General features: G+C 40.5%; 22 protein-coding genes. 8 read left to right on the top strand and 14 right to left on the bottom strand.

The features are described 5' to 3' along the window. Positions 1-65 precede the first annotated feature (65 nt). Both nrfA and DW173_RS08110 read right to left on the bottom strand, forming a co-directional pair. The gene (nrfA, locus tag DW173_RS08105; RefSeq protein ID WP_009039882.1) at positions 66-1,544 is read right to left on the bottom strand and encodes an ammonia-forming cytochrome c nitrite reductase; all 1,479 of its coding nucleotides are present in this window, start codon (positions 1,542-1,544) and stop codon (positions 66-68) included. 39 nt (positions 1,545-1,583) lie between these two features. After that, entirely contained in the window at positions 1,584-4,013 is a 2,430-nt protein-coding gene (locus DW173_RS08110) for a sensor histidine kinase (protein WP_120144262.1), read from the bottom strand. A gap of 117 nt (positions 4,014-4,130) precedes the next feature. On the opposite strand from DW173_RS08110, the gene DW173_RS08115 reads away from it, so the two are divergent. Then, positions 4,131-4,727, top strand: a complete 597-nt coding sequence (locus DW173_RS08115) for a 3'-5' exonuclease (protein WP_004313349.1) — start codon at positions 4,131-4,133, stop codon at positions 4,725-4,727. Between the two features lie 76 nt (positions 4,728-4,803). On the opposite strand, the gene uxuA is transcribed toward DW173_RS08115, so the two are convergent. The 5 genes from uxuA to DW173_RS08140 all read right to left on the bottom strand — a co-directional run bounded on the left by uxuA (position 4,804) and on the right by DW173_RS08140 (position 8,973). Further along, complete coding sequence (uxuA, locus tag DW173_RS08120; RefSeq protein ID WP_120144264.1) at positions 4,804-5,973, bottom strand: mannonate dehydratase; 1,170 nt, start codon at positions 5,971-5,973, stop codon at positions 4,804-4,806. A 126-nt stretch (positions 5,974-6,099) separates the two neighbouring features. Then, positions 6,100-6,912 carry an SDR family oxidoreductase gene (locus DW173_RS08125; RefSeq protein WP_005678019.1) on the bottom strand — a complete coding sequence of 271 codons (813 nt, stop codon included), beginning with the start codon at positions 6,910-6,912 and terminating at the stop codon, positions 6,100-6,102. A gap of 21 nt (positions 6,913-6,933) precedes the next feature. Beyond that, the gene (locus tag DW173_RS08130; RefSeq protein ID WP_008643545.1) at positions 6,934-8,007 is read right to left on the bottom strand and encodes a substrate-binding domain-containing protein; all 1,074 of its coding nucleotides are present in this window, start codon (positions 8,005-8,007) and stop codon (positions 6,934-6,936) included. A 388-nt stretch (positions 8,008-8,395) separates the two neighbouring features. Continuing rightward, positions 8,396-8,683 (bottom strand): YtxH domain-containing protein, encoded by a 288-nt coding sequence (locus DW173_RS08135; protein ID WP_015532932.1) that lies wholly within the window; start codon positions 8,681-8,683, stop codon positions 8,396-8,398. Positions 8,684-8,727: 44 nt separating this feature from the next. Then, entirely contained in the window at positions 8,728-8,973 is a 246-nt protein-coding gene (locus DW173_RS08140) for a GlsB/YeaQ/YmgE family stress response membrane protein (RefSeq protein ID WP_004313353.1), read from the bottom strand. A 161-nt stretch (positions 8,974-9,134) separates the two neighbouring features. On the opposite strand from DW173_RS08140, the gene DW173_RS08145 reads away from it, so the two are divergent. After that, positions 9,135-10,340 (top strand): MFS transporter, encoded by a 1,206-nt coding sequence (locus DW173_RS08145; RefSeq protein ID WP_009039884.1) that lies wholly within the window; start codon positions 9,135-9,137, stop codon positions 10,338-10,340. Between the two features lie 132 nt (positions 10,341-10,472). Here the strand turns inward: DW173_RS08145 and DW173_RS08150 are convergent, their stop codons facing one another. Then, the gene (locus DW173_RS08150) at positions 10,473-11,954 is read right to left on the bottom strand and encodes a RagB/SusD family nutrient uptake outer membrane protein (protein ID WP_118195356.1); all 1,482 of its coding nucleotides are present in this window, start codon (positions 11,952-11,954) and stop codon (positions 10,473-10,475) included. Positions 11,955-11,968: 14 nt separating this feature from the next. Beyond that, positions 11,969-15,097 (bottom strand): SusC/RagA family TonB-linked outer membrane protein, encoded by a 3,129-nt coding sequence (locus DW173_RS08155; protein WP_118219441.1) that lies wholly within the window; start codon positions 15,095-15,097, stop codon positions 11,969-11,971. A 157-nt stretch (positions 15,098-15,254) separates the two neighbouring features. Between DW173_RS08155 and DW173_RS08160 the strand changes: the two genes are divergently transcribed. The 6 genes from DW173_RS08160 to bioD all read left to right on the top strand — a co-directional run bounded on the left by DW173_RS08160 (position 15,255) and on the right by bioD (position 22,112). Beyond that, a complete protein-coding gene (locus DW173_RS08160) occupies positions 15,255-16,364 on the top strand; it encodes a DUF4421 domain-containing protein (RefSeq protein ID WP_120144266.1) in 1,110 nt (369 codons plus the stop codon). 91 nt (positions 16,365-16,455) lie between these two features. Further along, positions 16,456-18,876, top strand: a complete 2,421-nt coding sequence (bioA, locus tag DW173_RS08165) for an adenosylmethionine--8-amino-7-oxononanoate transaminase (RefSeq protein ID WP_120144268.1) — start codon at positions 16,456-16,458, stop codon at positions 18,874-18,876. A gap of 3 nt (positions 18,877-18,879) precedes the next feature. Beyond that, positions 18,880-20,034 (top strand): 8-amino-7-oxononanoate synthase, encoded by a 1,155-nt coding sequence (locus tag DW173_RS08170; protein ID WP_120144270.1) that lies wholly within the window; start codon positions 18,880-18,882, stop codon positions 20,032-20,034. After that, positions 20,031-20,690 carry a DUF452 family protein gene (locus tag DW173_RS08175; RefSeq protein ID WP_004316904.1) on the top strand — a complete coding sequence of 220 codons (660 nt, stop codon included), beginning with the start codon at positions 20,031-20,033 and terminating at the stop codon, positions 20,688-20,690. Before DW173_RS08170 ends, DW173_RS08175 begins: the two co-directional genes overlap by 4 nt. A gap of 10 nt (positions 20,691-20,700) precedes the next feature. Next, positions 20,701-21,468: a malonyl-ACP O-methyltransferase BioC gene (gene bioC / locus DW173_RS08180; protein WP_087318331.1), complete on the top strand. Its 768-nt coding sequence runs from the start codon at positions 20,701-20,703 to the stop codon at positions 21,466-21,468. After that, positions 21,465-22,112, top strand: coding sequence for a dethiobiotin synthase (bioD, locus tag DW173_RS08185; RefSeq protein ID WP_120144272.1), 648 nt, complete (start codon positions 21,465-21,467; stop codon positions 22,110-22,112). The genes bioC and bioD overlap by 4 nt, the downstream gene beginning before the upstream one ends. A 43-nt stretch (positions 22,113-22,155) precedes the next feature. On the opposite strand, the gene DW173_RS08190 is transcribed toward bioD, so the two are convergent. The 5 genes from DW173_RS08190 to DW173_RS08210 all read right to left on the bottom strand — a co-directional run bounded on the left by DW173_RS08190 (position 22,156) and on the right by DW173_RS08210 (position 25,994). Continuing rightward, complete coding sequence (locus tag DW173_RS08190) at positions 22,156-23,715, bottom strand: ATP-binding protein (protein ID WP_120144274.1); 1,560 nt, start codon at positions 23,713-23,715, stop codon at positions 22,156-22,158. 88 nt (positions 23,716-23,803) lie between these two features. Then, positions 23,804-24,214 carry a HEPN domain-containing protein gene (locus DW173_RS08195; RefSeq protein WP_049702466.1) on the bottom strand — a complete coding sequence of 137 codons (411 nt, stop codon included), beginning with the start codon at positions 24,212-24,214 and terminating at the stop codon, positions 23,804-23,806. Continuing rightward, complete coding sequence (locus DW173_RS08200) at positions 24,211-24,525, bottom strand: nucleotidyltransferase domain-containing protein (protein ID WP_004316066.1); 315 nt, start codon at positions 24,523-24,525, stop codon at positions 24,211-24,213. Before DW173_RS08200 ends, DW173_RS08195 begins: the two co-directional genes overlap by 4 nt. 212 nt (positions 24,526-24,737) lie before the next feature. Beyond that, on the bottom strand, positions 24,738-25,424 hold the full coding sequence (locus DW173_RS08205) for an REP-associated tyrosine transposase (RefSeq protein WP_004316067.1): 687 nt from the start codon (positions 25,422-25,424) through the stop codon (positions 24,738-24,740). 129 nt (positions 25,425-25,553) lie between these two features. Beyond that, the gene (locus DW173_RS08210) at positions 25,554-25,994 is read right to left on the bottom strand and encodes a DUF3592 domain-containing protein (RefSeq protein WP_118195364.1); all 441 of its coding nucleotides are present in this window, start codon (positions 25,992-25,994) and stop codon (positions 25,554-25,556) included. Between the last annotated feature and the right edge of the window lie 6 nt (positions 25,995-26,000).

A 26,000-nucleotide genomic window follows, 5' to 3' on the forward strand; every position in this document is an offset into this window, starting at 1 on the left:
CGTTTCCACTCACAAAGATAGTCGCGGTCTTGCTTTTCATAGAGGAAATATAGTGAAAATAAATTCTAATTCACAATACGCCCGTTTGCCTTTGCCTTTTGAAGCCATTCAGGGACAATTTCTTTGAGAAATTTATCTTTGTCCGCCTTTTCAACAGCCATATCCAAACCAATATATTGCTGTGCTTTTTCTTTCGTTGTAATATCCGGAAGTGGTACATTATCTGTATACCCATGCGCTACAAGCACTTTGCTGATAAGCATACGAGCTTGGAATACTTTATTTAAGCCATGCCCCAAAATACGCATGGTTTCCTGCGGGGCATGAAAAGAACCGCCATGAGAAGATACGCCGAAATCCCATCTCCACTGTGCCTGACGAATTAACAGCAAGGCTTCTTGCATTTCATTTTCTGTAGCTCCTATATCCCAAGTAAACTTCGCTTCGATATGTGCTTTTGCCAACTCCTTTTCTAAAAGTGTACGCAACTCATTTGCCTTTTGCTGACGTTCGTATACATTTTTACAGAGCGTCTCTTTATTATCACGATGACAAGTCTGACAAGTGCGTTCAGTCACTGCTAACGGATTCTGAATATGGTGATCGCTATATTTTATCCCTCCTTCATCATTGTAAGGCATGTGACAGTCAGCGCACGACACACCACGCTGGGCGTGTATGCCCATCTTGAAAATTTCATAATCAGGATGTTGAGCCTTTAATATAGGGGCACGGCTCAATTTATGAATATAATCAGTAAATCCGATTTCATCATAATACTTTTCTAAATCTTCAACAGTGAAGCCCTTATCCCAAGGAAAAGTAGGATATTTTATATTCCCCTTGAAATAATACTCCGAATGACACTGTGCACAGACCAATGAACGCATTTCCTGTGGAGTAGCATGAGTAATATCTCTACCTTGACGGCTAAAAGCTTCAGTGAGCGACGGACGGCTGATATGCAAATCCATATTTTTAGGTTCATGACAATCGGCACATCCTATAGGGTTTACAATTTCGGCTCCCCATGCAGCCCACTTATTATTATAAAAGGAATCTACCCCAATAGCTTCTATCATACGGGGAACATCAGAACTTTTACACACCCAGCAACTTGCAAATTGAGGACCGTCAGCACCCCCCATAGGCGCACCAGTACGAAGTGAATGAACAATATCCTGTAAAGCGTACATATGCCCGCGCGGTGTTGAATAATCTTTAGAAAAAGCATATCCAGCCCATAATATGACCATTTCAGGACGTTGCGCTAAAACATCGATAGAAGTTCTTCCATTTAATCTACTGTGCAAATCGGTCGATGTCGTATCCACCCACGTCTTATATTCACGTGGATAGTTTTCAGCAAAAATAATGCTGCGTGCTTCTATTCCGTTTATTTTTATCTTTTTCTTATAGTCTACATTTACAACCTCTGCGCTGTGTTCCATCAGGAATGAAATAATTACTCCCGATGCAAAAATAACAGCCATTGCAAGAGCGAATAGTACCCACCTCTGCCAGGGTTTGAACTTATCTTTCATTATTTGCTTTTTTCTTTTAAATACCTTCTGTTTATTGTACTAAATTATATTTGCCAAAGACAAAATAACGGAGAAACAACTTCCTTTTCCTACTTCTGAATGCACTTCTATACGTCCAGCCAGTCGTTCAATAATCACTTTACAAATGGAAAGTCCCAAACCACTCCCCTGCTCAAATTCATCAGTCTTGTAAAAGCGATCAAAAATCATCATTAGTTCTTTATCATCAATCCCTTTGCCAGTATCTTTTACGTAAACGCAAACTTCCTGATGCTCTTTATATATTTTGCACCCCAAAGTAATAGTTCCTTCTTTGGTAAATTTATTTGCATTATTCAGGAAATTAGAGATGACTTGAGTAAAACGGAAGCAGTCGATGTTAACGGGTAAGGAAACTGTTTCATCAAGTTCAAGGATAAAGCATAATGAAGGCTGAATCAATGTTTGGTAAGTGACATAAATCTCCTTTATTATTTTCGTAATGTTATGTTCTTTTATATCAAAGGATAAGTTGCCTGAATCTAAACGAGATATTTCTAATACGTCATTCACCAGTTTCAAAAGCAACTCATTATTATTATTGACTATTTCAATCATGGCAGCTTTCTCTTCCGGTTCTATTTCATCAGCCCCCTCACCTATTAATAAAATTGTGAAACCTACAATAGCATTGAGCGGTGTACGGATTTCATGACTCATATTATTTAGAAACGACTGTTTCAGCTCTGCTTTTTCTGCTATCTGTTTCGCTAGAATCAACTGTTGTTCATGCTCTACCAAGTTTTGAATATTCTGCATAATGCCTGCCAACATAATCTCCCCCTGGGCATCTTTCAAGGTACTGCATCGAAGTTCATACCATTGATAATCTGCCTCTTTCCCTCCAAAACAAAAACGTATTCGTTGTATTTGCATACTGGGAGACTGATATAATGTTTCGTAGAATGAGCTAAGCAATTGTACATCATCAGGATGGGTATATCTCATAATATCCTCTTTTGTAAATCTCCGTTGTTCCATGCCAACCAATCGTACATAATTATCATCAAATTCAAGAATACCTTCCTGAATATTCCAAAGTGAAATTTTGCCGCCATTCATAGAAAGAGTCAATCGTTTGTGCGCTTCTTCCAGCATTTGAAGATTCTTACGCTCCATCAACGAACGGCGATGTGTACGTAACAAACTAATGGTTACCAAAATAAAAGAGAAAACAAACAACCCACCCAACAAATAAAGTTCTTTTCGATAACGATCATAAAAGGGATAGTTAATCATACGAACATTTTGCGGAACATTACTAATATCACCCGCATATTCAGAAAAATATGTCCAGTCCAGTACATACTCTTTTTCTAAATCTCTTATTTTAGGCATTCCTATTTTTTCTTTCTTTAATAAGCGTGCAGCAAGGCTAGCGGAAGCCTTCGCCGTAATACCCTCTGTAGCCATATAACCACCGACAATCTTAGCATTTTCACCGAAACCTTCACGAATACAACTAAAAGAAGGAATATTTAAAGCTGTTACTATCGGAATTGCCAGCATATCTAATTTATCCAGTAAAAACGCTTGATTTTGTTGTCTTCTCTTTGATTGTTTCAACATTACTAACAAAGAAGATCCTTTTATATAACGAAAGGGGCAAAGACTTATTGTCAGACCATTCTTGTTAACATTATCATTTATCAAACCGGGGGTCAGATTAAAATATTCAATCATCTCCGTCAAATGCTTATAATCACACTCTTGCACAAATGCTTTTTGATAGCCCAAAACTCTCACATTCTTCCTGTCAACCACTCGGGAAAGGCTATCGAAAGATTTATGTCCAAGAAAGGTCAGATCTATATTATAAATAATCTCCATATCATTATAGGGATACAATGTTTTTATAAAGTCGATATTACGTTTCAGATCGGGACTATCACGCAATACATAAACTTTCTGCGAATCGTATTCTTCAATCAGTTCTTCATTGGGAAAATGCACATTACAAGCTACCACGGGAATAGAAGATAATAACCGGTGACGGGTAGATAATAAAGAATTAGTTGCCTGATCACCAACGGTCAGAATAAGGTCTGTCGATTTACTTTCTAGAAATTCAAGATATTCCCTTACATGTTCTATCCGCTCTTTCTCATCATATTTGCTACAATCAAAATAAAACTTATCAAACGTTACCTCTATCCCTTGTTTCTGAAACTCCTGATACAACAACTTTTCTATATTTCTGTTGCCAATATCATCTTTAGATATGGAGTAAATCAGGGAAATACGCTTTACCATCAAATTGTCAGTAACATACCAGTGTTTATAATTTAGTCCACCTATAAAAACAATCAATGAAAGAATGAATATTAAAACGTATTTATATTTGAAGTAGGTTTTGTTCATGCTTTTTTGTTTATGTTTGGCAAAAATAGCATAATTTTCACAACAAGAAAGGTATTTCACTGAAAACATCCATTAAAAACATTCATTTTCATTAAAATCAATAAATTTCCTGGTTATCAATCCTATTTCTATATTTTGCATGACCCTTTTTTGTATTATCTTTGTTTCTCTAAAACAAGGAAATAAATGAGGAACTTTGCAGCCATCGACTTTGAAACAGCCAATGGTAAACGTACAAGTGTTTGTAGTGTAGGTGTTGTCATTGTAAAAGACGGTAAGATCGTGAATAAAATCTATCGTCTCATTCGTCCTGCTCCTAATTATTATACGCAATGGACAACGGCTATCCACGGATTAACTTATGACGATACGATGGAAGCCGAAGATTTTCCTGATGTATGGGCTGAAATCAAACCGTTGATAGATGGATTGCCACTTGTTGCACACAATAGTCCTTTTGATGAAGGTTGTCTTCGGGCAGTTCACGAATTGTATGACATGACTTATCCTAATTACAAATTTTATTGTACCTGCCGTACTTCTAGAAAAGTTTTCGGAAAAGATCTGCCCAATCATCAATTGCATACGGTAGCAGAACGGTGCGGATATAACTTAGAGAATCACCACCACGCACTTGCTGACGCAGAAGCTTGTGCACAAATAGCTTTGCTTATTATCCCCGATCCTCCCAAACCGAAGAAAGCAAAAAAAGCCGATAAAGATACGCATGTTGGAGACTTATTCGCCTCACTTATCCCTCAACAAGTGAAAAAGAATAAATAAAAAAAACACCACAACTATTATCACGTTCAATAATAGTCATAGTGTTTTTATAATAAAGTGCTAATTAAAACTTCAACTAAAGAATAGATTTAGCGATACCCATTTCCAAGCCACGAAGTTCTGCCAGTCCGCGAAGACGTCCCAGACAAGAATATCCCGGATTTGTCTTTTTCTTCAAATCATCAATCATCTGATGACCATGGTCGGGACGCATAGCGATAGAGCATTTACGACGTTGTTGCAAAAGAATAAGAGCTTTCATTACGCCGTACATATCTACATTCCCTTCCAGATGATTCGCTTCATAGAAGTTTCCTTCTTCGTCACGTTGTGTGCTGCGCAGGTGAACAAAGTTTACACGATCACCGAAACGTTCCATCATGCCTGCAAGGTCATTGTCGGCACGCACTCCGAAAGAACCTGTACATAAGCAAAGGCCATTGGATTCGTTAGGCACGGCTTCAATCAGTTTTTTGAAATCGTCTTCCGTACTCAAAATACGTGGCAAACCTAAAATAGTGTAAGGAGGATCATCCGGGTGAATCACCAGCTTCACGCCTACTTCATCGGCAACAGGCGCAATTTCTTTCAAAAAGAAAATCAAGTTGGAACGGAGCTTTTCAGCGTCAATATCGTTATAACGGTCTAATGCCTGCTGGAATTGCTCTACTGTGAAACTTTCTTCCGAACCTGGAAGTCCGGCAATCATATTGCGAACCAACAGTTTCTTATCATCTTCACTCATTTGTTCGAAACGAGCTTTTGCTTTAGCTATTTCTTCAGGAGTGTAATCTTTTTCTGCGTTCGGACGTTTCAGGATGAAAAGGTCAAAGGCTACAAAAGCCGCCTTTTCGAAACGAAGAGCTTTAGAGCCATCAGGCATTGTATAGGCAAGGTCAGTACGTGTCCAGTCCAGTACGGGCATAAAGTTATAAGTAACTACCATTACGCCACACTTCGCCAGATTACGGATACTTTCCTTATAGTTTTCAATGTATTTCATGAAGTCACCAGTCTGTGTCTTGATATGTTCGTGTACAGGTACACTTTCTACCACAGACCATGTCAGACCTACTTCTTCAATCATTTGCTTACGTTTCATGATCTCTTCTACTGTCCACACTTCACCATTCGGAATGTGATGAAGAGCATTTACTATACCGGTAGCGCCTGCCTGCTTAATATCCCACAAGCTAACGGGGTCGTTAGGACCATACCAGCGCCAAGTTTGTTCACATAAATACATATTGTTATTAAATTAAGAATTGAAAATTGAGAATTAAGAAATCAAAGTTGAAAATTAAAAGTTGAGAGTCGGCATACGGATGCTACCCAGCCAATTCTCAATTTTTAATTCCCAATTCCCCATTTATTAAATTGAGAATGCATCAAATCCACCATCGATTACAGCTACCGTACCTGTTACGAAGTTGGAAGCATCGCTAATCAAATAATGGATTGTTCCATAAAGATCTTCCGGTTCACCGAAACGGTTGAATGGAGTATGAGCGAGAATTGTTTTTGAACGATCAGTCAGAGAGCCATCCGGATTAGTCAATAATGTACGGTTTTGTTCAGTCAAAAAGAATCCTGGAGCGATTGCATTTACGCGCAAGCCGTTACCGAATTTCAATGCCAGTTCTCCAGCCATGTATTTAGTAAAGTTAGCAATAGCTGCTTTAGCTGCACCATAACCAACGACACGAGTCAATGGACGAAGAGCTGATTCAGAGCAGAAGTTTACAATAGAACCTTTCTTCTGTTCTACCATAATTTCAGCAAATACCATTGTAGGCAATACTGTACCGAAAAGGTTCAAATCCACCACTTTCTTAAATGCGTCAATCTGTAAATCAAAGAAAGTTTTATCCGGAGCGATAGTTGCACCTGCCATGTTACCTCCAGCAGCGTTCAACAAAACATCAATACGGCCATAAGCTTTCATAATTTCCACTTTGTTGCCTTCCAGCACTTCCTTATCCATCACATCAGTGTAAAGGAACATTGCTTCATTTCCTTCTGCTTTGATACTGTCTACCAATGCTTTTCCAGCTTCTTCACTTCTGTCGAGCACAACCACTTTTGCGCCTTCTTTTGCGAGATACGCAGCAATACCTTTACCTAAAATACCAGCTCCGCCGGTGATAACAACTACTTTGTCTTTTACGTTAAATAATTCATTCATGGTTCTTATAAATTTATATGTTTATAATTTATTGTTCAGATAATATTTCAAATTCTCTTTAAGGAGAATATCGATAGGCATCAAATTCACTTTCTCACTATTCTGCTTGAACAGCAAATGATTACACAATGATTTAACGCCATCGTACCCCTGACGCTCGGGGCGCTGCGCAATCAATGCGGTTATCACACCTTCGGAAAGTAATTGCGTATTTCTGCCGATAAGATCATAACCAACCAGTTTGACAGCCTGCATTCCTCTTGCTTTCAGGTAATTTCCTAAAATATAGCAAGTTGAATTAAAGATAATAGCGCCTTTAATATTCGGATTAGCTTCAAAGATTTCATCCAGTTTCATGAAGTTATACACTGAATCATTTATTTTCAGTTCTACTTCATGCAGATTTCCGTTAAACCCTATTTCAGTGAGATAATGACAGAAACCTTCGCGCCTGTTCTTTCCCTGGTTAGAATCATTCTTCCCACTATGAATAATCCGTGCCATTAATATATCGGAAGAAGAAGGAAGCCTGTCCATCAATAATCTGGCAGCAATCACTCCGGCATCATAAGATTCCGTTCCAAAATAAGCCAGTTGATGCTGCCCTCCAATGTTGGAGTCAACATACACGTATGGTATTTCATTCCTGTCAAGCTCCTGCGAAAGCCGGATAACAGAATCTGTAAACAAAGTCGCAATCAATACCCCATCCACTTTCTCATTCAGCAGATTTCGGATGATATCATCAAAAGTCTTATTATTATATTGATCGAAAAAGAGTTTGGTAATGGTGATATTATATGATTCCATTTCCGCCGCAGCTTTATCTATCCCTTCCGAAATAGCTTCCCAATACTCCCCTTGCACAAAAGAAGGAGTTATTGCAAGGATATGATATTGTTTTTTGGAGGCAGCTAATGAACGTGCCATCAGATTTGGTTGGTAATGTACCATTTCCAGGATAGCCTGTACTTTTTTCCTGTTTTCTTCAGATACTCTTCCACGATTATGGATTACACGGTCTACCGTGCCAACAGAGACACCTGCCATCTTGGCAATGTCTACAATCCGAATATTTGAAAACTCTTTATCCATATATTGATAAGTATCTTGTTTTTCATCGGCAAAAGTAAAATGAATTATTGAATTAAGCAATAGTGTGTGCGCACACACATTATATCAAAACAAACATATACAATTAATAATCAAATAATTAACTCCAACAAACAGAAAACATACATGTTGTTAAACATAAGAAAAAGTAAAGATAGTATAGAGAAAAAGACTCTTTTCAGATGAAAAGTTAGAGAGAAAGTAACTCCCAATTCTTGAAGGAAACGATAATAATAAAGAAGATTAGCCTAAATGTGTTCGCACACACATTGATACGATGACTAAATAAAGCTAGGGATAAAAGATTAAATATACAAAAAATAAAACAGGTAACCAATTATATTTAAATCGATTACCCGTTTTGGGATTCTTACTTTTCCCACTTATCTTTTGCTTTTCCGGCCATTTTGTCGGCTTCTGCCGCTACTTTATCAGCAATTTCCGCACCGGTTTCTACTGCTTTAAGTCCAAGATCCATTGCTTTTCTTTCAGCATGAGCAGCTGCTATTTCAGCATCGCGACCTATACGATGGATAGCATTATAAATTTCGCTTTCCAACTGTTTTGCTTTTGCTGTACGTGAAAGACGATAAGCTACTGCGCCGAGGATTGACCCAATTCCGAGTCCAATCCAGAAATTTCCATGTCTACATTCCATAATTAAGTTCTGTTTTTAGGATTAAAAATAAATTATATAAATATCTATTTAGATTTCGAGAATAAGGAAGCAATCCATAATACAAGGATAGCCCCTACAGTGGAAGTTATCAAACTTCCGATCAATCCTGAAGCTGACAGTCCGAAAAGGGCAAATACCCAACCGCCCAGTACACCTCCAAGAATACCAAGTAATAAATTTATAATAAGACCAAAGCCTCCGCCGCGCATTACTTTACCTGCGAGGAATCCAGCCACAATACCAATAATGATATACCAAATAAAGCCCATATAATCCTCCTTTTTTATTTAACAACAGCAGGTACGGAGAATAGTTCAGTTAGTCAAAATTGAATTAACGACAATTTAGAATCCTTAGTCTTAGAGAAACGGGAAAGTTTGCGTACCTTTGCAGCCAATTTTTCAGGAACACTTCTAAAGCAATAGGTATCATGGTACAAAATCAGGAACAACCCGTAGGAAAAATTACATTTTCCATCTTAATCGCATTAAGTCTTTCACACTGTCTCAATGATCTTTTACAGTCCGTTGTTTCAGCAGCTTATCCGCTATTCAAAGATGATTTAGGATTAAGTTTTGCGCAAATCGGCCTTATCACACTGGTTTATCAGCTTTCGGCTTCGGTCTTTCAACCGATTACCGGAATCATTTTTGATAAATATCCCGTTGCATGGTCGTTGCCTATCGGAATGAGCTTTACACTGATTGGTTTGATAAACTTAGCATTCTCTGATAATCTATACTGGATATTAGCCTCCGTATTCTTAATCGGAATTGGCTCTTCCGTACTACATCCGGAAGCCTCCCGTATCACATTCCTTGCCTCCGGCGGGAAACGTGGACTAGCACAATCGCTCTTTCAGGTAGGTGGTAACTTCGGAGGTTCATTAGGTCCTTTACTGGTTGCTCTGTTGGTGGCTCCTTATGGCAGACAACATCTCATCGTATTTGCATTTGTGGCTTTAGCTGCTATCGGAGTGATGTACCCAATTTGCAAATGGTATAAATCATATCTAAACCGGATGAAAGCACAGACCGTCAGTGTCAGAAAACCTGTTCATCTTCCTTTGCCTATGGATAAGACAGCCCTTTCAATCGCGATATTGCTGATTCTGATTTTCTCCAAATATATCTATATGGCAAGTCTCACGAGTTATTATACTTTCTACTTGATTCATAAATTTAATGTAAGCGTACAAGATTCGCAACTATATTTATTTATCTTTCTGGTAGCTACTGCTATCGGAACATTAATTGGTGGACCTGTCGGTGACCGAATTGGTCGGAAGTATGTGATCTGGGCTTCTATTTTGGGAGCTGCCCCGTTCAGTTTACTAATGCCACATGCTAATTTGATGTGGACTATTATCCTTAGCTTCTGTGTGGGATTGATGCTTTCTTCCGCTTTTCCCGCTATATTGCTTTATGCACAGGAATTGCTTCCTACCAAGCTCGGATTAATATCAGGGTTATTTTTTGGATTTGCATTCGGGGTGGCTGGTGTAGCATCTGCCGTACTCGGTAATTTAGCGGATAAAACGAGTATTGAATATGTATATAATATCTGTGCTTATATGCCGCTACTAGGATTGGTCACATTCTTTTTACCGAATTTGAAGAAGAAAAAAATAGAATAAGATTAGATTAAATAAAATGGGGTGTGTCACATTTTGCGCTCCCTCTTTTCCAAAGAAAACGACCGGTATGCATCGTCACGACGTATACCGGTCTACAAGTTAAGGTCAAAGTCAAAAAATTAAGAGAGCTATTTATATGTTAGGGTTAGCGTTAATTTCTTTCTGTGGAATAGCATACAAATAATAGGTGCTATTTACTGTAAACGGTTTACCGTTCGGGAAGTTGAGGAACCAATGTCCCAGAGGATTTCGTTTTTCAAAGCTACCACCCTCCTGCCAGCAATCGACTTCTGTCTTCTGCATTTCATCCGATAAAGCAGCACGTTCTACTGCCTTTTGTGTACGAAGTATATCGGTAATACCAAATCCTTCCCCCCAAAGTTCACGGCGACGTTCCATCAGAATCTCATTGATTACATCTTCCTGTGATTTTCCTGTCACCTCATAATCCCCTACTCCACGGGCATTACGCAATGTATTCAATGGAGCTACAGCCTGGGCCAACGCTACGCCGTCACGAACTTTCGCCTCCGTTTCTATCAAATACATTTCAGCAGCACGCATCAAGACCAGATCAGCCGTATCATCTGCACGCATGTGAAATTTCTTATATCCCAAATATCCTTCACGCATCCACTGAAACAAAGGTAAACGAATATCACCTTCGGTAAATGTATCTTTCAGATGGGGATCAGCCATAAAGCTGCTATATGCTCCTACGTATGTTGCATCCAAATAATAGAAATTATAGCTGGCATCCGATTGGGAAGGAATTTGAGGAAATCCCCATATCCATTCTTTATTGGAAATATTATTAAAACCTTCGTACTCGGCTGTAGTTGTCATCAACGTATATCCTGCACGTGCTGCTTCGGCAGCTTTTGCGGCTTCTTCCCATTGTCCGGTCAGCAAGTAAGCGCGAGCCAAAAGACCGTCAACCACTGCAACATTCGGTTTGAACTTTTGATTATCACCGCTGCGGACATAGTTTTTCAAATAGTCCTTCGCCAAAGTGAGATCGTCGAAAATAAGCTGATAAACCTGTGCCACTGTTGATTTTCCTTTCGGTACAGTGGAACTATTGCTAGGTTCGGTATATATAGGAACACACGGAGCATCTTTATCTTTCAAGTAGGTGAATTGATAATGCTGTACCAAGTGCAAATAACAAAAGGCGCGTAATGCCAATGCTTGTCCCTGTGCCTGACGGAGTTCTTCCGAATCCCCCTTGATAGAAATGGCAGTGTTACAATTATCTATCGTTTTATATATCAGATACCAGGCAAACTCTGTTCTACCATTTGAGGATTGCGCTATATCATTAAACTGATACGAAGAGTTAAAACCATATTTCGGACGGGAAACAATATCACTTGCCATCATATCATCCAGACACTGAAGTGCCCGATAACCGATATTGGCATAGGTACTTGAATAATCAAACAGATTATACCAGGCACCATTCACAAGTGCCTCCGCATTTTCGGGTACAGATACCTTATCCGAACTTACCGCATCTGTGGGGTCCGTATCCAAAAAACTGCTGCTACAACTCGTTGCCAGGAAAAGTCCGGCAACTGCCGCAAGAATGGATTGAATTTTTATTTTTCTCATAATTTAGTCTGAATTTAGAAAGAAACATTGATACCTCCGGAGATGGTTCGCATAGCCGGATAACGGTAATAAGTGATACCGGTAATTCCCTGTTCAGGGTCTAGTCCCTGATTCCGGTGAATGGTAAACAGATTATCTCCTTGTACATATACCTGCACACTGCTCAATGACAACTTACTAATCCATTGTTTGGGTAAGTTATAGGAAAGTGTCAGGTTTTTCAATCGCATATACGAATTATTCTGCAAGAAGCGAGTGGAAGCCGAGTTCCAGTTATTAGAAGTAGTACTCAAAGCAGGGACATCGGTATAGCGATTGTCGGGAGTCCATCTTCTTAGAATCTCCGTCGACCAGTCGCGACCCTCCAAACTTCCATTGTGCAGAATCATTGTAACATCACGATTGTAGATATATCCACCGATACTGTAAGCAAAGATAGCCGAAAGATCAAATCCTTTCCAAGAAAGAGACGTATTGAATCCGCCATATACTTTCGGAAGAGACGATTTGTTGACATAATAATAGTCAGCCGAACCATAATCATTTGTTGTGACACGTTTTCCGGTCGGATTCTTATTTGCATCCACCTCATTCTTATACCACAGCGGATCTCCATTTTCCGGGTCTACTCCCGCCCACTCTATCATATAGAAATCATACACCGAACGACCTACCTGCAACTTGTTCACACCACTTCGCGGCATATCTTTCAATGGGAGATCCGTCACCTTATTCTTATAATGCGTCAAGTTCATACCCAGTTTCCATACCCAACCATTCTGATTGATAATCGTTCCGTTAAGCACCATTTCTATACCTGTATTCTTCAAGGCTCCTACATTTTCGTCAATAGAACCATATCCCAGGGAAGGAGCTATCGGACGTGAATAAAGCAGGTCTTTCGAACGACGTGTAAAGAAATCAAATGAACCGGAAAAACGGTTATTGAACAGGGAGAAGTCGATACCTACATTAAAGTTGAGGTTTGTTTCCCATTTCAGATTCGGAGTCGCCATACGGTCGGACACTAACGCATTTTCTCCCAAATTGGAAACAATGGTATAAAGTCCTTTACTCGCATAATAAGTACCCAGGTTATCATTTCCCTGCGCACCATAGCTCATTTTCAGAGTCAAGGCAGACAACCAGTCGGAAGTACTTGCCATAAACTCTTCCCGGTCGATACGCCAGGAAGTACCCAACGACCAGAAATTTCCCCAGCGGGTCTCCGGCGCAAAACGTGAAGAACCGTCGCGACGATAGGATGCCGAGAAGAAATATTTATTTTGATAGTCGTATAATGCTTGAGTCAGATAACCCACCAACGCATAGTCGATGCGATACCCCGAACCTCCGGTCAACTGTGAACCGACTACCAGCTCCGGCATATCAGGCTGCGCCATTTTGGAACGTGATGCCGTCAGTTCATCGTAGCGGTAAGAATAGGCCTCCACACCGGCAAGAACATTAAAATGATGTTCACCAATTGTCTTGTCATACGTAGCAATATTATTCCATGTCCAGGAGAAAGTACGGGTATTCATTCGGCTGACGCCGCCGCCGTTTTCTTTAGCCGGACCCAATTTGGGGTTCGTATAATCCAACGTATTATAATTAATCAAGTCAAAGTTGAAACTAGTCTTGAATTTCAATCCCTCAATAATCGTAGCTTCCAAGAAAGTACGACCGGAGACTTCATCTTTCATTCGTTCTGATTTGTCTAAAGGCAAAGTAGCCGGCAGATTCCAGTTTGCCATCGAACCGGAAGGACGATAAGAGCCGAAGTCATAAATGCGGTCTCCATTCTCATCCAATTTGTAGCTACCGTCGGTATTCATTTCATAAATCGGATAAAATCCCGGCATGGTACGTCCTGCAGTAATCACATTACTGGTTTTGGAGTCAGAAGAAACCGGATAGTTCTGCATAGAATGTGCAAAACTCAAATTGACTCCTCCCTTCAACCAAGAAGTCATTTCGCTGGTGATATTGGAACGAAGATTGAAACGCTGATAACCCGATTCAAGCGCAATACCTTTATCATTCAGGTAGCCGGCTGAAAAGAAATACTGATTTGCTTTTCCGCCTCCGGAAACGCTTAGATTCAACTCTGTGCGAAGTGCTTGTTGTTCCATGGCATCACTCCAGTCTGAATTCCATAATGGGCGGGCACCTGCCACCAATTTTCCATCTGTACCGACCGGTTGCGCATATTGGGGACCATAAGGATTCGGTCCACCTCCCATCAATTTCGTAACCAGGTCTTTGGATGCTTGTGCCGCAGCAGTTGCCGGAGTATAATCCGCGCTCTTGGCGTACTGATTGCGAAGTGCTTCCCAATACAATTCAAAGTATTGATCGGTACTGACACGATCATAATCACGCACGGCACGATTGGAACCTCCTAAAGAGGCTTTTACCTTTACGGTCGCTTTGGTATTTTGATCTCCCTGCTTGGTTGTGATAATAATCACCCCATTTGCGCCACGTGAACCGTATAAAGCAGCAGAAGCCGCATCTTTCAATACTGTCATCGAAGATATATCATCAGGATTGATAGAGTTCACACTACCGTCGAACGGAACACCGTCCACCACATAAAGCGGAGCACTGGATGCATTGATAGATCCGATACCACGAATACGGATTTCCGCATCCGTACCCGGCTGCCCGCTTGCCGCACTAGCCTGCACTCCGGACACCGTCCCTTCTAATACGCGCGATACGCTCGAAGTCTGTAGCTTTTCAATCTCACCTGCTTTCATCGTCGAAGCTGCTCCGGTAAAACTATACTTCTTAGCGGTAGCATAAGCTACTACCATTACTTCTTCCAGTTCTTTACTTTCCGATTCCAACGTGACATTAATCACACTTCGGTTATTCACCGGTTGCTCTACCGATCTCATTCCTACAAAGCGGAACACTAAAGTGCCGGTAGCAGGAACTTCAATTGAATAATTTCCATCAATATCAGTGATGGTGCCGGAGGATGCTCCTTTCAATTGTACGGAGACACCAGGCAAGGGCTCCCCTTCAGAAGTCACCGTACCCGTCACGCGTTTCTCCTGCTGTGCTTCCGCATATACTATATTTCCTGCAAAAAGCAGAAGAGACACGACTAATAAACGTAAATAGATTCTCATAATTTTGTGGCTTAAGATTTATTTGCTTGTTGTAACTAACAGTATATTGAACTTTTTTGTTTAGGAAACGAAACATTTTTTAGAAGATTACTAGCATAAATCAACGAAAGGTAGTACATTCGTGAAACGAAAAACATCTAAAACAACAAAGAACCGCATGGGGAAACGGGTTATTCTATATCTTTTTCTGTTATTTTCACTGTCCTTACAGGCACAAAGTGAAGAGAAAGCCCTTTCTACAAATGATAGTACAAGAATAGATTCCACAACGGTCACCCAGTCCAGTCCTTTCAAAAGAGCAATCAAGAAATTTATGAATTTCAGTGATTTTGATACGCTCTATATCAGCCCGAACCGTTATAATTATGCGTTGATGGCTACTCATTTCAGCAACTTCGAATATTACTCTGTCACCAGCGAACAGCCTCAACCACAAAAACTTAGTTTCTCTCCCAACCCGCATAATAAAATAGGATTGTATTTCGGCTGGCGATGGATTTTCCTGGGATGGTCCGTAGATGTGGATGATATCTATCGGAAAACCAACCGGAAGAATAGAGGTACAGAGTTTGACCTTAGCTTATATAGTTCCAAACTTGGCGTAGATATATTCTACCGTCGTACCGGAAACAATTACAAGATACATAAGATCAGAGGATTTTCTGAAGATATTCCCTCCAACTATTCCGAGGATTTCAGTGGAATAAAGGTGGATATAAAAGGACTGAACTTATATTATATCTTTAATAACAGAAAATTCTCTTATCCGGCCGCCTTCAGCCAGTCCACCAACCAACGACGCAACGCGGGAACATTTATTGCCGGTTTTTCTATTTCAAAGCATCATCTCGACTTCGACTACACAGAACTTCCTGTTTTTCTACAGCAGACAATGAATCCCGGTATGAAAGTCAAGGATATAAAATATACCAATGCCAATATCAGTTTCGGATATGCCTACAACTGGGTCTTTGCCCGCAACTGCCTGGCATGTTTGTCTCTCACCCCTGCCATTGCCTATAAAGCCTCTGATGTAGATGCGGAAACTCACGAAGGAAAAGCATGGTACGGCAAATTTAATCTGGATTTTCTACTTCGTGCAGGGGTTGTTTATAATAACGGAAAATACTTTGTAGGTACTTCTTTCGTTGGGAAAAACTATAATTACCACCGGAATAATTTCTCTGTAAACAATGGCTTCGGCACTCTTCAGATATATGCCGGATTCAATTTCAACTTGCGCAAAGAATACAGGAAAAAGAAATAAAAGTACGGATATCAGAAATCGTAAACTTGCTTGCTTATCCAAAGAATCTTTGTACATTTGCCACGTTCTAACGAACAAAAATAAAAAATCAATGAAGCAACAACGCCACATACAGACCACACGTACCCTTCTTTCCCGCTTCCGTTATTGGGGCAGAAAGAACTATGCCGCTTTTGCGAGTATGGGACGTGAATTCCAAATCGGTCATCTGCACATCAATGTTGTGGACGTTGCCCTTCGCAAGCAGAATGCTAAAATTACTATCCCTTATCATACATTTATGACACTTCAGGAAATAAAAGACCAAGTGTTGGCAGGCATTGATATTTCGCCCGACCAAGCCGCTTGGCTAGCCAACATGGCTGACAGCGAGGCGCTATATGCCGCCACGCATGAGATTACCGTCGCACGTGCTTCGCACGAATTCGACATGTGTTCCATCATCAACGCCAAGTCCGGCCGATGCCCGGAAAACTGTAAATGGTGTGCACAATCCTCTCATTACAAGACTAAAGCCGATATTTACGATCTCCTTCCCGCTGAAGAATGTCTCCGACAGGCGAAATACAATGAAGCTCAAGACGTCAACCGTTTCTCTCTCGTTACCAGCGGACGAAAACCATCTCCCAAACAGATTACCCAACTTTGCGATACCGTTCGTCAAATGCGACGTCACTCGTCCATTCAGTTCTGTGCTTCTCTGGGGTTACTTAACGAAGAAGAGCTACGTTCCCTATACGAAGCCGGAATCACCCGTTATCACTGTAACCTGGAAACGGCTCCGTCTTATTTTTCCAAACTCTGCACTACACATACACAAGAACAAAAACTGGCTACTCTCGATGCAGCCCGTCGTGTAGGCATGGATATCTGCTGCGGAGGTATCATCGGTATGGGAGAAACGATGGAGCAACGGATTGAATTTGCTTTCACTTTAAAAGAACTGAATGTTCAGTCCATACCTATCAATCTGCTTAGTCCGATTCCGGGAACTCCACTGGAAAACGAGCAGCCTTTAAGCGAAGAAGAAATACTTAAAACCATCGCTATCTTTCGTTTTATTAATCCGACAGCTTTTCTAAGATTTGCCGGAGGACGTTCACAACTTTCTTCCGAGGCGATGCACAAAGCATTATATATCGGTATTAACTCGGCTATCGTAGGCGACCTGCTGACAACTCTCGGTTCCAAAGTATCGGAAGACAAAAAGATGATTCAGGAAGAAGGTTATCATTTCGCCGGTTCCCAGTTTGACCGCGAACATATCTGGCATCCGTACACTTCGACTACCGATCCGCTTCCTGTCTACAAAGTGAAACGGGCAGAGGGAGCCACCATTACCCTCGAAGACGGACAAACGCTCATTGACGGAATGTCTTCTTGGTGGTGTGCAGTGCATGGATATAATCATCCGGTATTGAATCAGGCGGCAAAAGAACAATTAGATAAAATGTCTCATGTCATGTTCGGAGGACTGACGCATGATCCGGCCATTGAATTGGGGAAACTATTATTGCCTTTGGTTCCTTCTTCCATGCAGAAAATATTCTATGCAGACTCCGGTTCGGTAGCCGTAGAAGTGGCACTGAAAATGGCTGTACAATATTGGTATGCAGCAGGAAAACCGGAAAAGAATAATTTCGTGACTATCCGTTCCGGCTATCACGGTGATACGTGGAATGCCATGTCTGTATGTGATCCGGTGACGGGTATGCACAGTCTTTTCGGTTCAGCATTGCCTGTACGTTATTTTGTCCCGTCCCCCACTTCCCGGTTCGACGGAGAATGGAATCCGGAAGATATACTACCTCTGCAAGAGATGATTGAAAAACATTCAAAAGAGTTGGCAGCGCTTATCCTGGAACCGGTGGTACAGGGAGCAGGTGGCATGTGGTTTTATCATCCGCAGTATCTGCGTGAAGCAGAAAAGCTTTGCCGGAAGCACAATATTCTTCTAATCTTCGACGAAATAGCAACGGGATTCGGACGTACCGGCAAACTTTTTGCGTGGGAACACGCCAGAGTAGAACCGGATATCATGTGCATCGGCAAAGCACTGACCGGAGGATATATGACACTTTCTGCTGTATTAGCCAGTAACCGGATAGCAGATACCATCTCCAACCATGTACCGGGAGCTTTTATGCACGGGCCTACATTTATGGGTAATCCACTTGCGTGTGCAGTGGCTTGCGCTTCCGTTCGCCTATTACTCGAATCCGATTGGCAAGAGAATGTGAAGCGAATCGAAACTCAACTGAAAGAAGAACTGGCACCTGCACGGGAATTTCCGGAAGTAGCTGATGTACGAATACTCGGAGCTATCGGAGTCATTGAGATGAAGCGTCCGGTAAATATGGCCTATATGCAACGACGATTTGTGGAAGAAAGAATCTGGGTACGTCCCTTTGGCAAACTGGTATATCTAATGCCGCCTTTCATCATTACTTCGGAACAATTAAGCAAACTGACTTCCGGGTTACTTAAAGTTATTCAAAAAAACAACCTATAATTCATGACATTAGAGTATATAAACCAGGAACTCCAGACCTTGAAAGAGAAAAAGAACTACCGTTCTCTCCCACCGCTAATCCACGAGGGACGAGATGTTCTGCTGAACGGACAACGAATGTTGAACCTATCTTCTAATGATTATCTCGGACTGGCCAATGACATTTCATTGAGGGAGGAATTCTTAAGGACGCTCACTCCCGAAACTTTCCTGCCTACCTCCTCTTCTTCCCGGTTATTGACCGGTAATTTTAGTGACTATCAGAAGTTGGAGCAACAGCTAGCCACCATGTTCGGAACCGAAAGTGCACTCATATTCAATAGTGGTTATCATGCCAATACAGGAATACTTCCTGCCATTTGCAACACTCACACCCTGATTCTTGCTGACAAGCTGGTGCATGCAAGCCTGATAGACGGAATTAAATTATCATCAGCTAAATGTGTCCGGTATCGTCACAATGATATTTCCCAGTTGCAGCGACTGATTGCTGAAAATCATAACGCTTATGAGCAGATTATTATTGTTACCGAAAGTATCTTCAGCATGGATGGCGATGAAGCTGATCTTCCCGCTCTCATTCAACTCAAAAAGAACTATTCCAATATTCTTCTTTATATAGATGAGGCTCATGCTTTTGGTGTACGAGGGAAAAAAGGATTAGGATGTGCTGAAGAACAAGAATGTATCAACGATATAGACTTTCTAGTAGGTACATTCGGGAAAGCCATTGCCTCGGCAGGAGCGTATATTGTCTGCCGGCAACTCATTCGGGAATATCTTATCAATAAAATGCGCACGTTTATATTCACCACTGCACTTCCTCCTATCAATATTCAGTGGACTTCATGGGTGTTAGAACGTCTTCCTGCTTTACAACATAAGAGAACTCACCTGCTACAAATCAGTGAAAAGCTAAAGGAAGCCCTTACAACCAAAGGATACAATTGCCCCTCGGTAAGCCATATTGTCCCTATGATTGTCGGAGCAAGTGAAGATACCATATTGAAAGCAGAAGAACTCCAACGCAAAGGATTTTACGCATTGCCGGTACGTCCGCCTACGGTTCCCGAAGGGACTTCACGCATCCGCTTCTCACTGACAGCGGACATCACCGAACATGGAATCGACCAACTCATCAAACTGATAAACGGATGAAACAGTATTTTATCATAAAGAATAATCAAAAGCATCTATTGCTTTTCTTCGCAGGCTGGGGAATGGATGAAACTCCATTCCTGCAAATTCACCCGACCGATAAGGACTGGATGATTTGCTATGATTATCGTTCATTAGAGTTCGATGCCGACATTTTGCAAGAATATTCCGAAATCACCCTCATTGCCTGGTCAATGGGAGTATGGGCAGCCTCACAGATAATGAAACAATATCCATCCCTGCCCCTTTCCCAAAGTATCGCTATCAATGGGACTCTTTCTCCTATACATGAAACGAAAGGGATTACTCCTACCATTTTTGAAGGAACCCTGCAAGGACTGAATGAACAATCCCTGCAAAAGTTTCAAAGAAGAATGTGCGGTTCAGCAGCCGATTACAAGGCTTTTCAGACAGTAGCTCCCCAACGTCCCGTTGAAGAGCTCAAAGAAGAGCTTGCTGCCATACAAAAGCAATACTTATCATTGCCACCGTCGGATTTTGCATGGCAAAGAGCCATCATAGGAAAGAGCGACCGTATCTTCCTGCCGGATAGCCAATGGTTGGCATGGAGAAACAAAGTGGATTCCCTTGAATATACAGAAGCCGCTCATTATCAACAAGACCTTTTTGATAATGTAATCATGCAAATCAACTAATGATCGATTTATGGATAAACAACTAATCGCCGAACGTTTCTCTAAAGCCATTGCTACTTATCCCCAGGAAGCAAACGTACAACGGCAAATAGCAGATAAAATGATTCACCTGCTTACAGAACACATCTCTTTTCCCTGTTCAAAAGTGATTGAGTTCGGATGCGGTACAGGTATTTATTCCCGTATGCTACTTCAGGCCCTTCGGCCGAAAGAATTATTGCTAAACGACCTTTGCCCGGAAATGAAGTACTGTTGCGAGGATATATTAAGAAAAGAACAGGTTTCCTTTCTTCCGGGAGATGCAGAAACAGTTCCTTTCCCCGCTGAAAGTACATTAATTACTTCCTGCTCGGCTCTGCAATGGTTCGAATCTCCTGAAAACTTTTTCAAAAGGTGCAACACCCTGCTTAATAATCAAGGCTATTTCGCTTTCAGCACTTTCGGTAAAGAGAATATGAAAGAGATACGAGAGTTAACAGGAAACGGGCTCCCTTATCGTTCACGGGAAGAGCTTGTTAAAGCCTTGTCATCCCACTTTGACATACTCCATTCGGAAGAAGAACTTATTTCTCTTTCGTTTGATAACCCACTAAAAGTACTTTATCATTTGAAGCAGACAGGAGTAACCGGAATATCCGGCACCTCTTCCCAACAACTGCGGACACGTCGTGACTTGCAGTTATTCAGTGAACGTTACACACAAGAATTTACCCAGGGCACTTCAGTGTCCCTGACCTATCACCCTATTTATATCATCGCAAAAAAGAAAAAAGTATGAAACAGAATGTATATTTCGTAAGCGGTATCGACACCGATGCCGGCAAGAGCTACGCCACCGGATTTCTAGCTCGTGAATGGAACAAGAACGGACAGCGTACCATCACTCAAAAGTTTATCCAAACAGGAAACATCGGTCACTCCGAGGATATTGATTTGCATCGTCGTATCATGGGAATCTCCTTTACAGAAGAAGACAAAGAAGGACTGACTATGCCGGAAATTTTCTCTTATCCTGCCTCTCCTCATCTCGCTTCCCAACTGGATAACCGTCCCATTGACTTCGGCAAAATCAAACGTGCTACGGAAGAGTTAAGTGAACGCTATGATTTTGTTCTGCTCGAAGGCGCAGGTGGCTTAATGGTTCCGCTAACAACAGAGTTTCTGACAATAGACTACATTGCCCAAGAGAATTATCCGCTTATCTTTGTTACTTCCGGTAAATTAGGAAGTATCAATCATACTTTGCTTAGCCTTGAAGCTATACAAAAACGCGGTATTGTACTGGATACAGTACTTTATAATATGTATCCTACCGTAAAAGATAAAACGATTCAGAATGATACGATGAACTTCATTCAAAACTGGCTGAAGAAGTATTTCCCGGATACGAAGTTTATATTGGTTCCAGAAATAAAAGAATAAAAAGACTTATGACTTCAAAAGACTAGCCTCACTATTTGCCGGGCTAGTTTTTTGTTTCTACAATCCACTTTTCAATATTACGGGTTTCCGCACTGAAATTTACTCCTATTTTAAAGAGTTTACGTCCGTCCATTTCGAAAGGAAGAGCATAATTCTTGTCGTTAATCTGCTGTAAAGCATCTTCTGCCGTACCGTTCAGCTTAAATTCCATGATATAAATAAATATATCGGTCTGCAAGATAAGGTCGATGCGCCCTTCACTCGTATGATACTCTACCTTGGTGTAGAAACCTAGCAGTTTAAAAACGATAAAAAGAACATTTTCGTAATGTAACTCCTGGTCCCGAATCACTTCGTAAGTAGTGTCTGCAAAGAAACTTTGCAGACGGTGGAAGAAAGAGTTATAATCACCCGCCTCCACTTCACGGACAAACTTCTGAATTTCAAACGGGGACTCTACCTTATTTACATTTGCATAATAGGGAAGCAAAAAACGAACAAATCCTTCTTCTACTTCACGGTTGGGAAAACCTAAGCGATACATGCCAAAACGTTCATCATATCCCTTAATGGTTAGATATCCACTCTGATAAATTACCGGAATGGGGTTAGTAGATTCAGAGTCTATACTGTTCAACACCTGGGCATCGGTTTCTTCATGAGCCATCCGTTCCAAGTCATAATGATGTTTTTGCAGTAACTTCACCAAATAGGTAGGCGTACCCGTTTCAAACCAATAACTACCAAACTCTTTACGTTTGAAAGCGTTCAGCAGACTGAACGGGTTGTACATGCCGATTGAATTGTGCGTAAAATGATAGCCATCATAACACTCTCTCAAATCTTCACAGAGTTTATCATACGTTATTCCACGTGCTGCTGCAAATTCATGTAGTTCCGCTTCCAGATTTTCATGGATTTCACGCTCGCTGACACCACAAATTTCGACGTACTCATTCCACATTGAAATATCATCCAAATTGTTCAAGTCGCTGAATACACTGACTTTGCCAAACTTTGTCACGCCGGTAAGCAGAGCGAACTTTATATACCCGTCCTTCGTTTTCAAAGCGCCATAAAATGGCTTCAGGGTATTTCGGAATTGCTTTTGAAGTTCTTCATTGCCGATAGCTTGTAACATAGGTTTGTCATACTCATCTACCAGAATAACTACACGTTGTCCGGTCTTCTCACAAGCACGCTGAATGATACCTGCAAAACGCAGGGAAAAAGATGTCTCAGACGGACGGGTGCCGTATTGGCTTTCCCAATATTCCAGATTATCATTCAATATCTTATCCAGACTTTCCGGAGTGTCATACTTCTCGATATTCAGGTCGAGATGCAATATAGGATATTTAATCCAATCCTTTTCCAACTTTTCTACTGCCAAGCTGGTAAACAGTTCTTTTTTTCCTTGAAAGTAAGCCTCTAAAGTAGAAATGAGCAGACTCTTTCCGAAACGGCGCGGACGGCTCAAAAAGTAATAACGCCCGGTTTTTACCATTTGATACATCAATGCCGTTTTATCAATATAAAAATAACCATCCTGACGAAGGCTTTCAAAATTCTGAATACCGATAGGATAAATTTTATTACTCATAATCTCTGCTTTTATAAATCAACAACACATAAGTGAAGCAAGCGGATTCAAAATCCACTGGGACGGATCACCTTCTTTGTATAGATTCCTACTCTTTATCTCTTATTAATTCTTGAATACTATTTATGAAAGTCTCCGCTTGTGGATATAAGTTGTTTACCATTTCTTCGTCACAATATACAAAGTCATCATAATCTCCACTATGCCTTTTCTCAAATAATGTAGAAAAAGTTTTTCCTACTTTTACAGGAAGTTTTCCTGTCGAAATAAAGTGCAGACCAAGCATCGTCTTCACCCCATTATGAGTCTGCGTTTGAATATCATATTTTAAAAGAAGAGCTACAGTTGCATAATAGCATGCATAATACAGCCTGTTAATAGCAGCATTATAGAATGACTCACGTATCATAACCTCAGCCTCTCTCAATGTTTCATAAGCACGTTGTATCCGATAAGCGACCAGTGCTTTCTTACTTTCCTTATCTAGAATTTCTTTCATAAGACAATACCTTCGTTTATCACATTTACATAAAAAGGTGTTTTAAAAGGCCGGTTCTCCCAAAATTTCTTCAAAACAACTATCGGGCTAATACTAACACCTGTTTTCAATTCCAATTCATATAAAGGTAATGTGATAGCTTCTTCTTTAGCCAATGTCATTTTATCACCTTCCACTAAAATGAGTAAATCAACATCACTATCATGCCTGGCATCCCCACGCGCCTCTGAACCATATAAAATAGCCTGCGCATTGGGAGCAACACGTTTTAATGTTTCACGAATAGCTTCTATAATCTCCGGTCTCTTCATTTCTTACTCTTTCTAAATGCATGAATGAATCAAACTTACTACATTACAAAGATACATTTTTCTATCTAAACAACATCACATCTTACATGAAAGTTCGCCATAAAATCATTTAAAGTAGGTTTCCGTTCTCTGTTCAACCCTGTTCAATCGGATTTGCAATCCGATTGCTTGAGTATCAGGATTTGTAATCCGCTCCTTAACCTCTTGCCTTCCTAAACTACAATCACCTCTAGCAGTCCTTTATCACCCGCATAACTCACCGCCGAACTATATAAATAATCTTCCTGCCGTGCAACAATCTCCTGCTTCACCGGATTATTATGAATATAATTCAATTTTTGCAGAAAGAAGTCATGCAAATAAATTAATTCGGGATGATTACCTTCTTGCCAAAAACGATACTTAGATATTTTTTTGTCATTAGCTCCGGCAAAGCGAAAACGATCCAGCATCCATTCGCGACGACTTTCTTGAGGATCTGTTTCGAGTTCTGCCATAATACGTTTACTAGTGAACTTTTTAAAATCTCGAAGGATATCCGAAACAGATGCTTCTGTTCCGGAACTGACAATCATATGCAAATGGTTACTCATTAATACCCAGGCATAAATTCTTAAGCCTTTTTTCTCCTGACAATAGGCTAGTGACTCCAGAATTATATGCTTGTATTTAGGACGGGTAAAGATATCTATCCAATCAACAACGGTAGAAGTAACAAAATATAATTCATCTAAAACTCGATTCGCAGTATCCATTGATATACTAATTTGATTAGAGAGGATAAATGTACGATTAAAATCGAAAGAGACAAAGGATTTTAAACGATCGGATAAGATAAGCGGATTAAAAATCCTGATACCAAAGACCAGCGGATTATAAATCCGCTGGCTCATGCTCATAGCTTCTAATGGTTAAGCATTCTACAATTATTCACCGATTTTGTAGACTTCTCTTCTAAGATAATTGAATATTCTAAGAACAAGAAATAAAAAAGTGACCGGTAGAAAAACAGTCACCAATTAACCCTTTCACTCAACAACAATCGTACTAATTTGAGGATTATGGCTATCGTATGTAACCGTCACAGGATACATAGAGCCATAATCCTTTATTTTTTTAATAAAAGGGATATTCTGTCTGGTATAACCCAAAGAAACTTTGCTAGAATAATGGTCTCCTCCAACCATATATTGATAATAGACTACGAAAGAATAAGAAACACTACCACCCATTCGCCCTTGAGTCATGTCATATTTAAGTTCATGGCGTACGATATTTCCTACTGTTTCTTTATCATAATTTTCTGGAAGTGAAGAATAATACAATAAAAAAGACACAAACACCATAAAAAAGAAGGCGATTATAGCAAATGAATATTCCGACCAAAAAGTTCCCTTATGAGGAGGCTTCTGCACATACTTCTTTTTCGGTATTGTTTTTATGATCTTACGTTTTCTCTTCTGTCGCATCTATTC

Source organism: Bacteroides sp. AM16-13 (assembly GCF_003602705.1).
Classification (GTDB): Bacteria; Bacteroidota; Bacteroidia; order Bacteroidales; family Bacteroidaceae; genus Bacteroides; species Bacteroides xylanisolvens.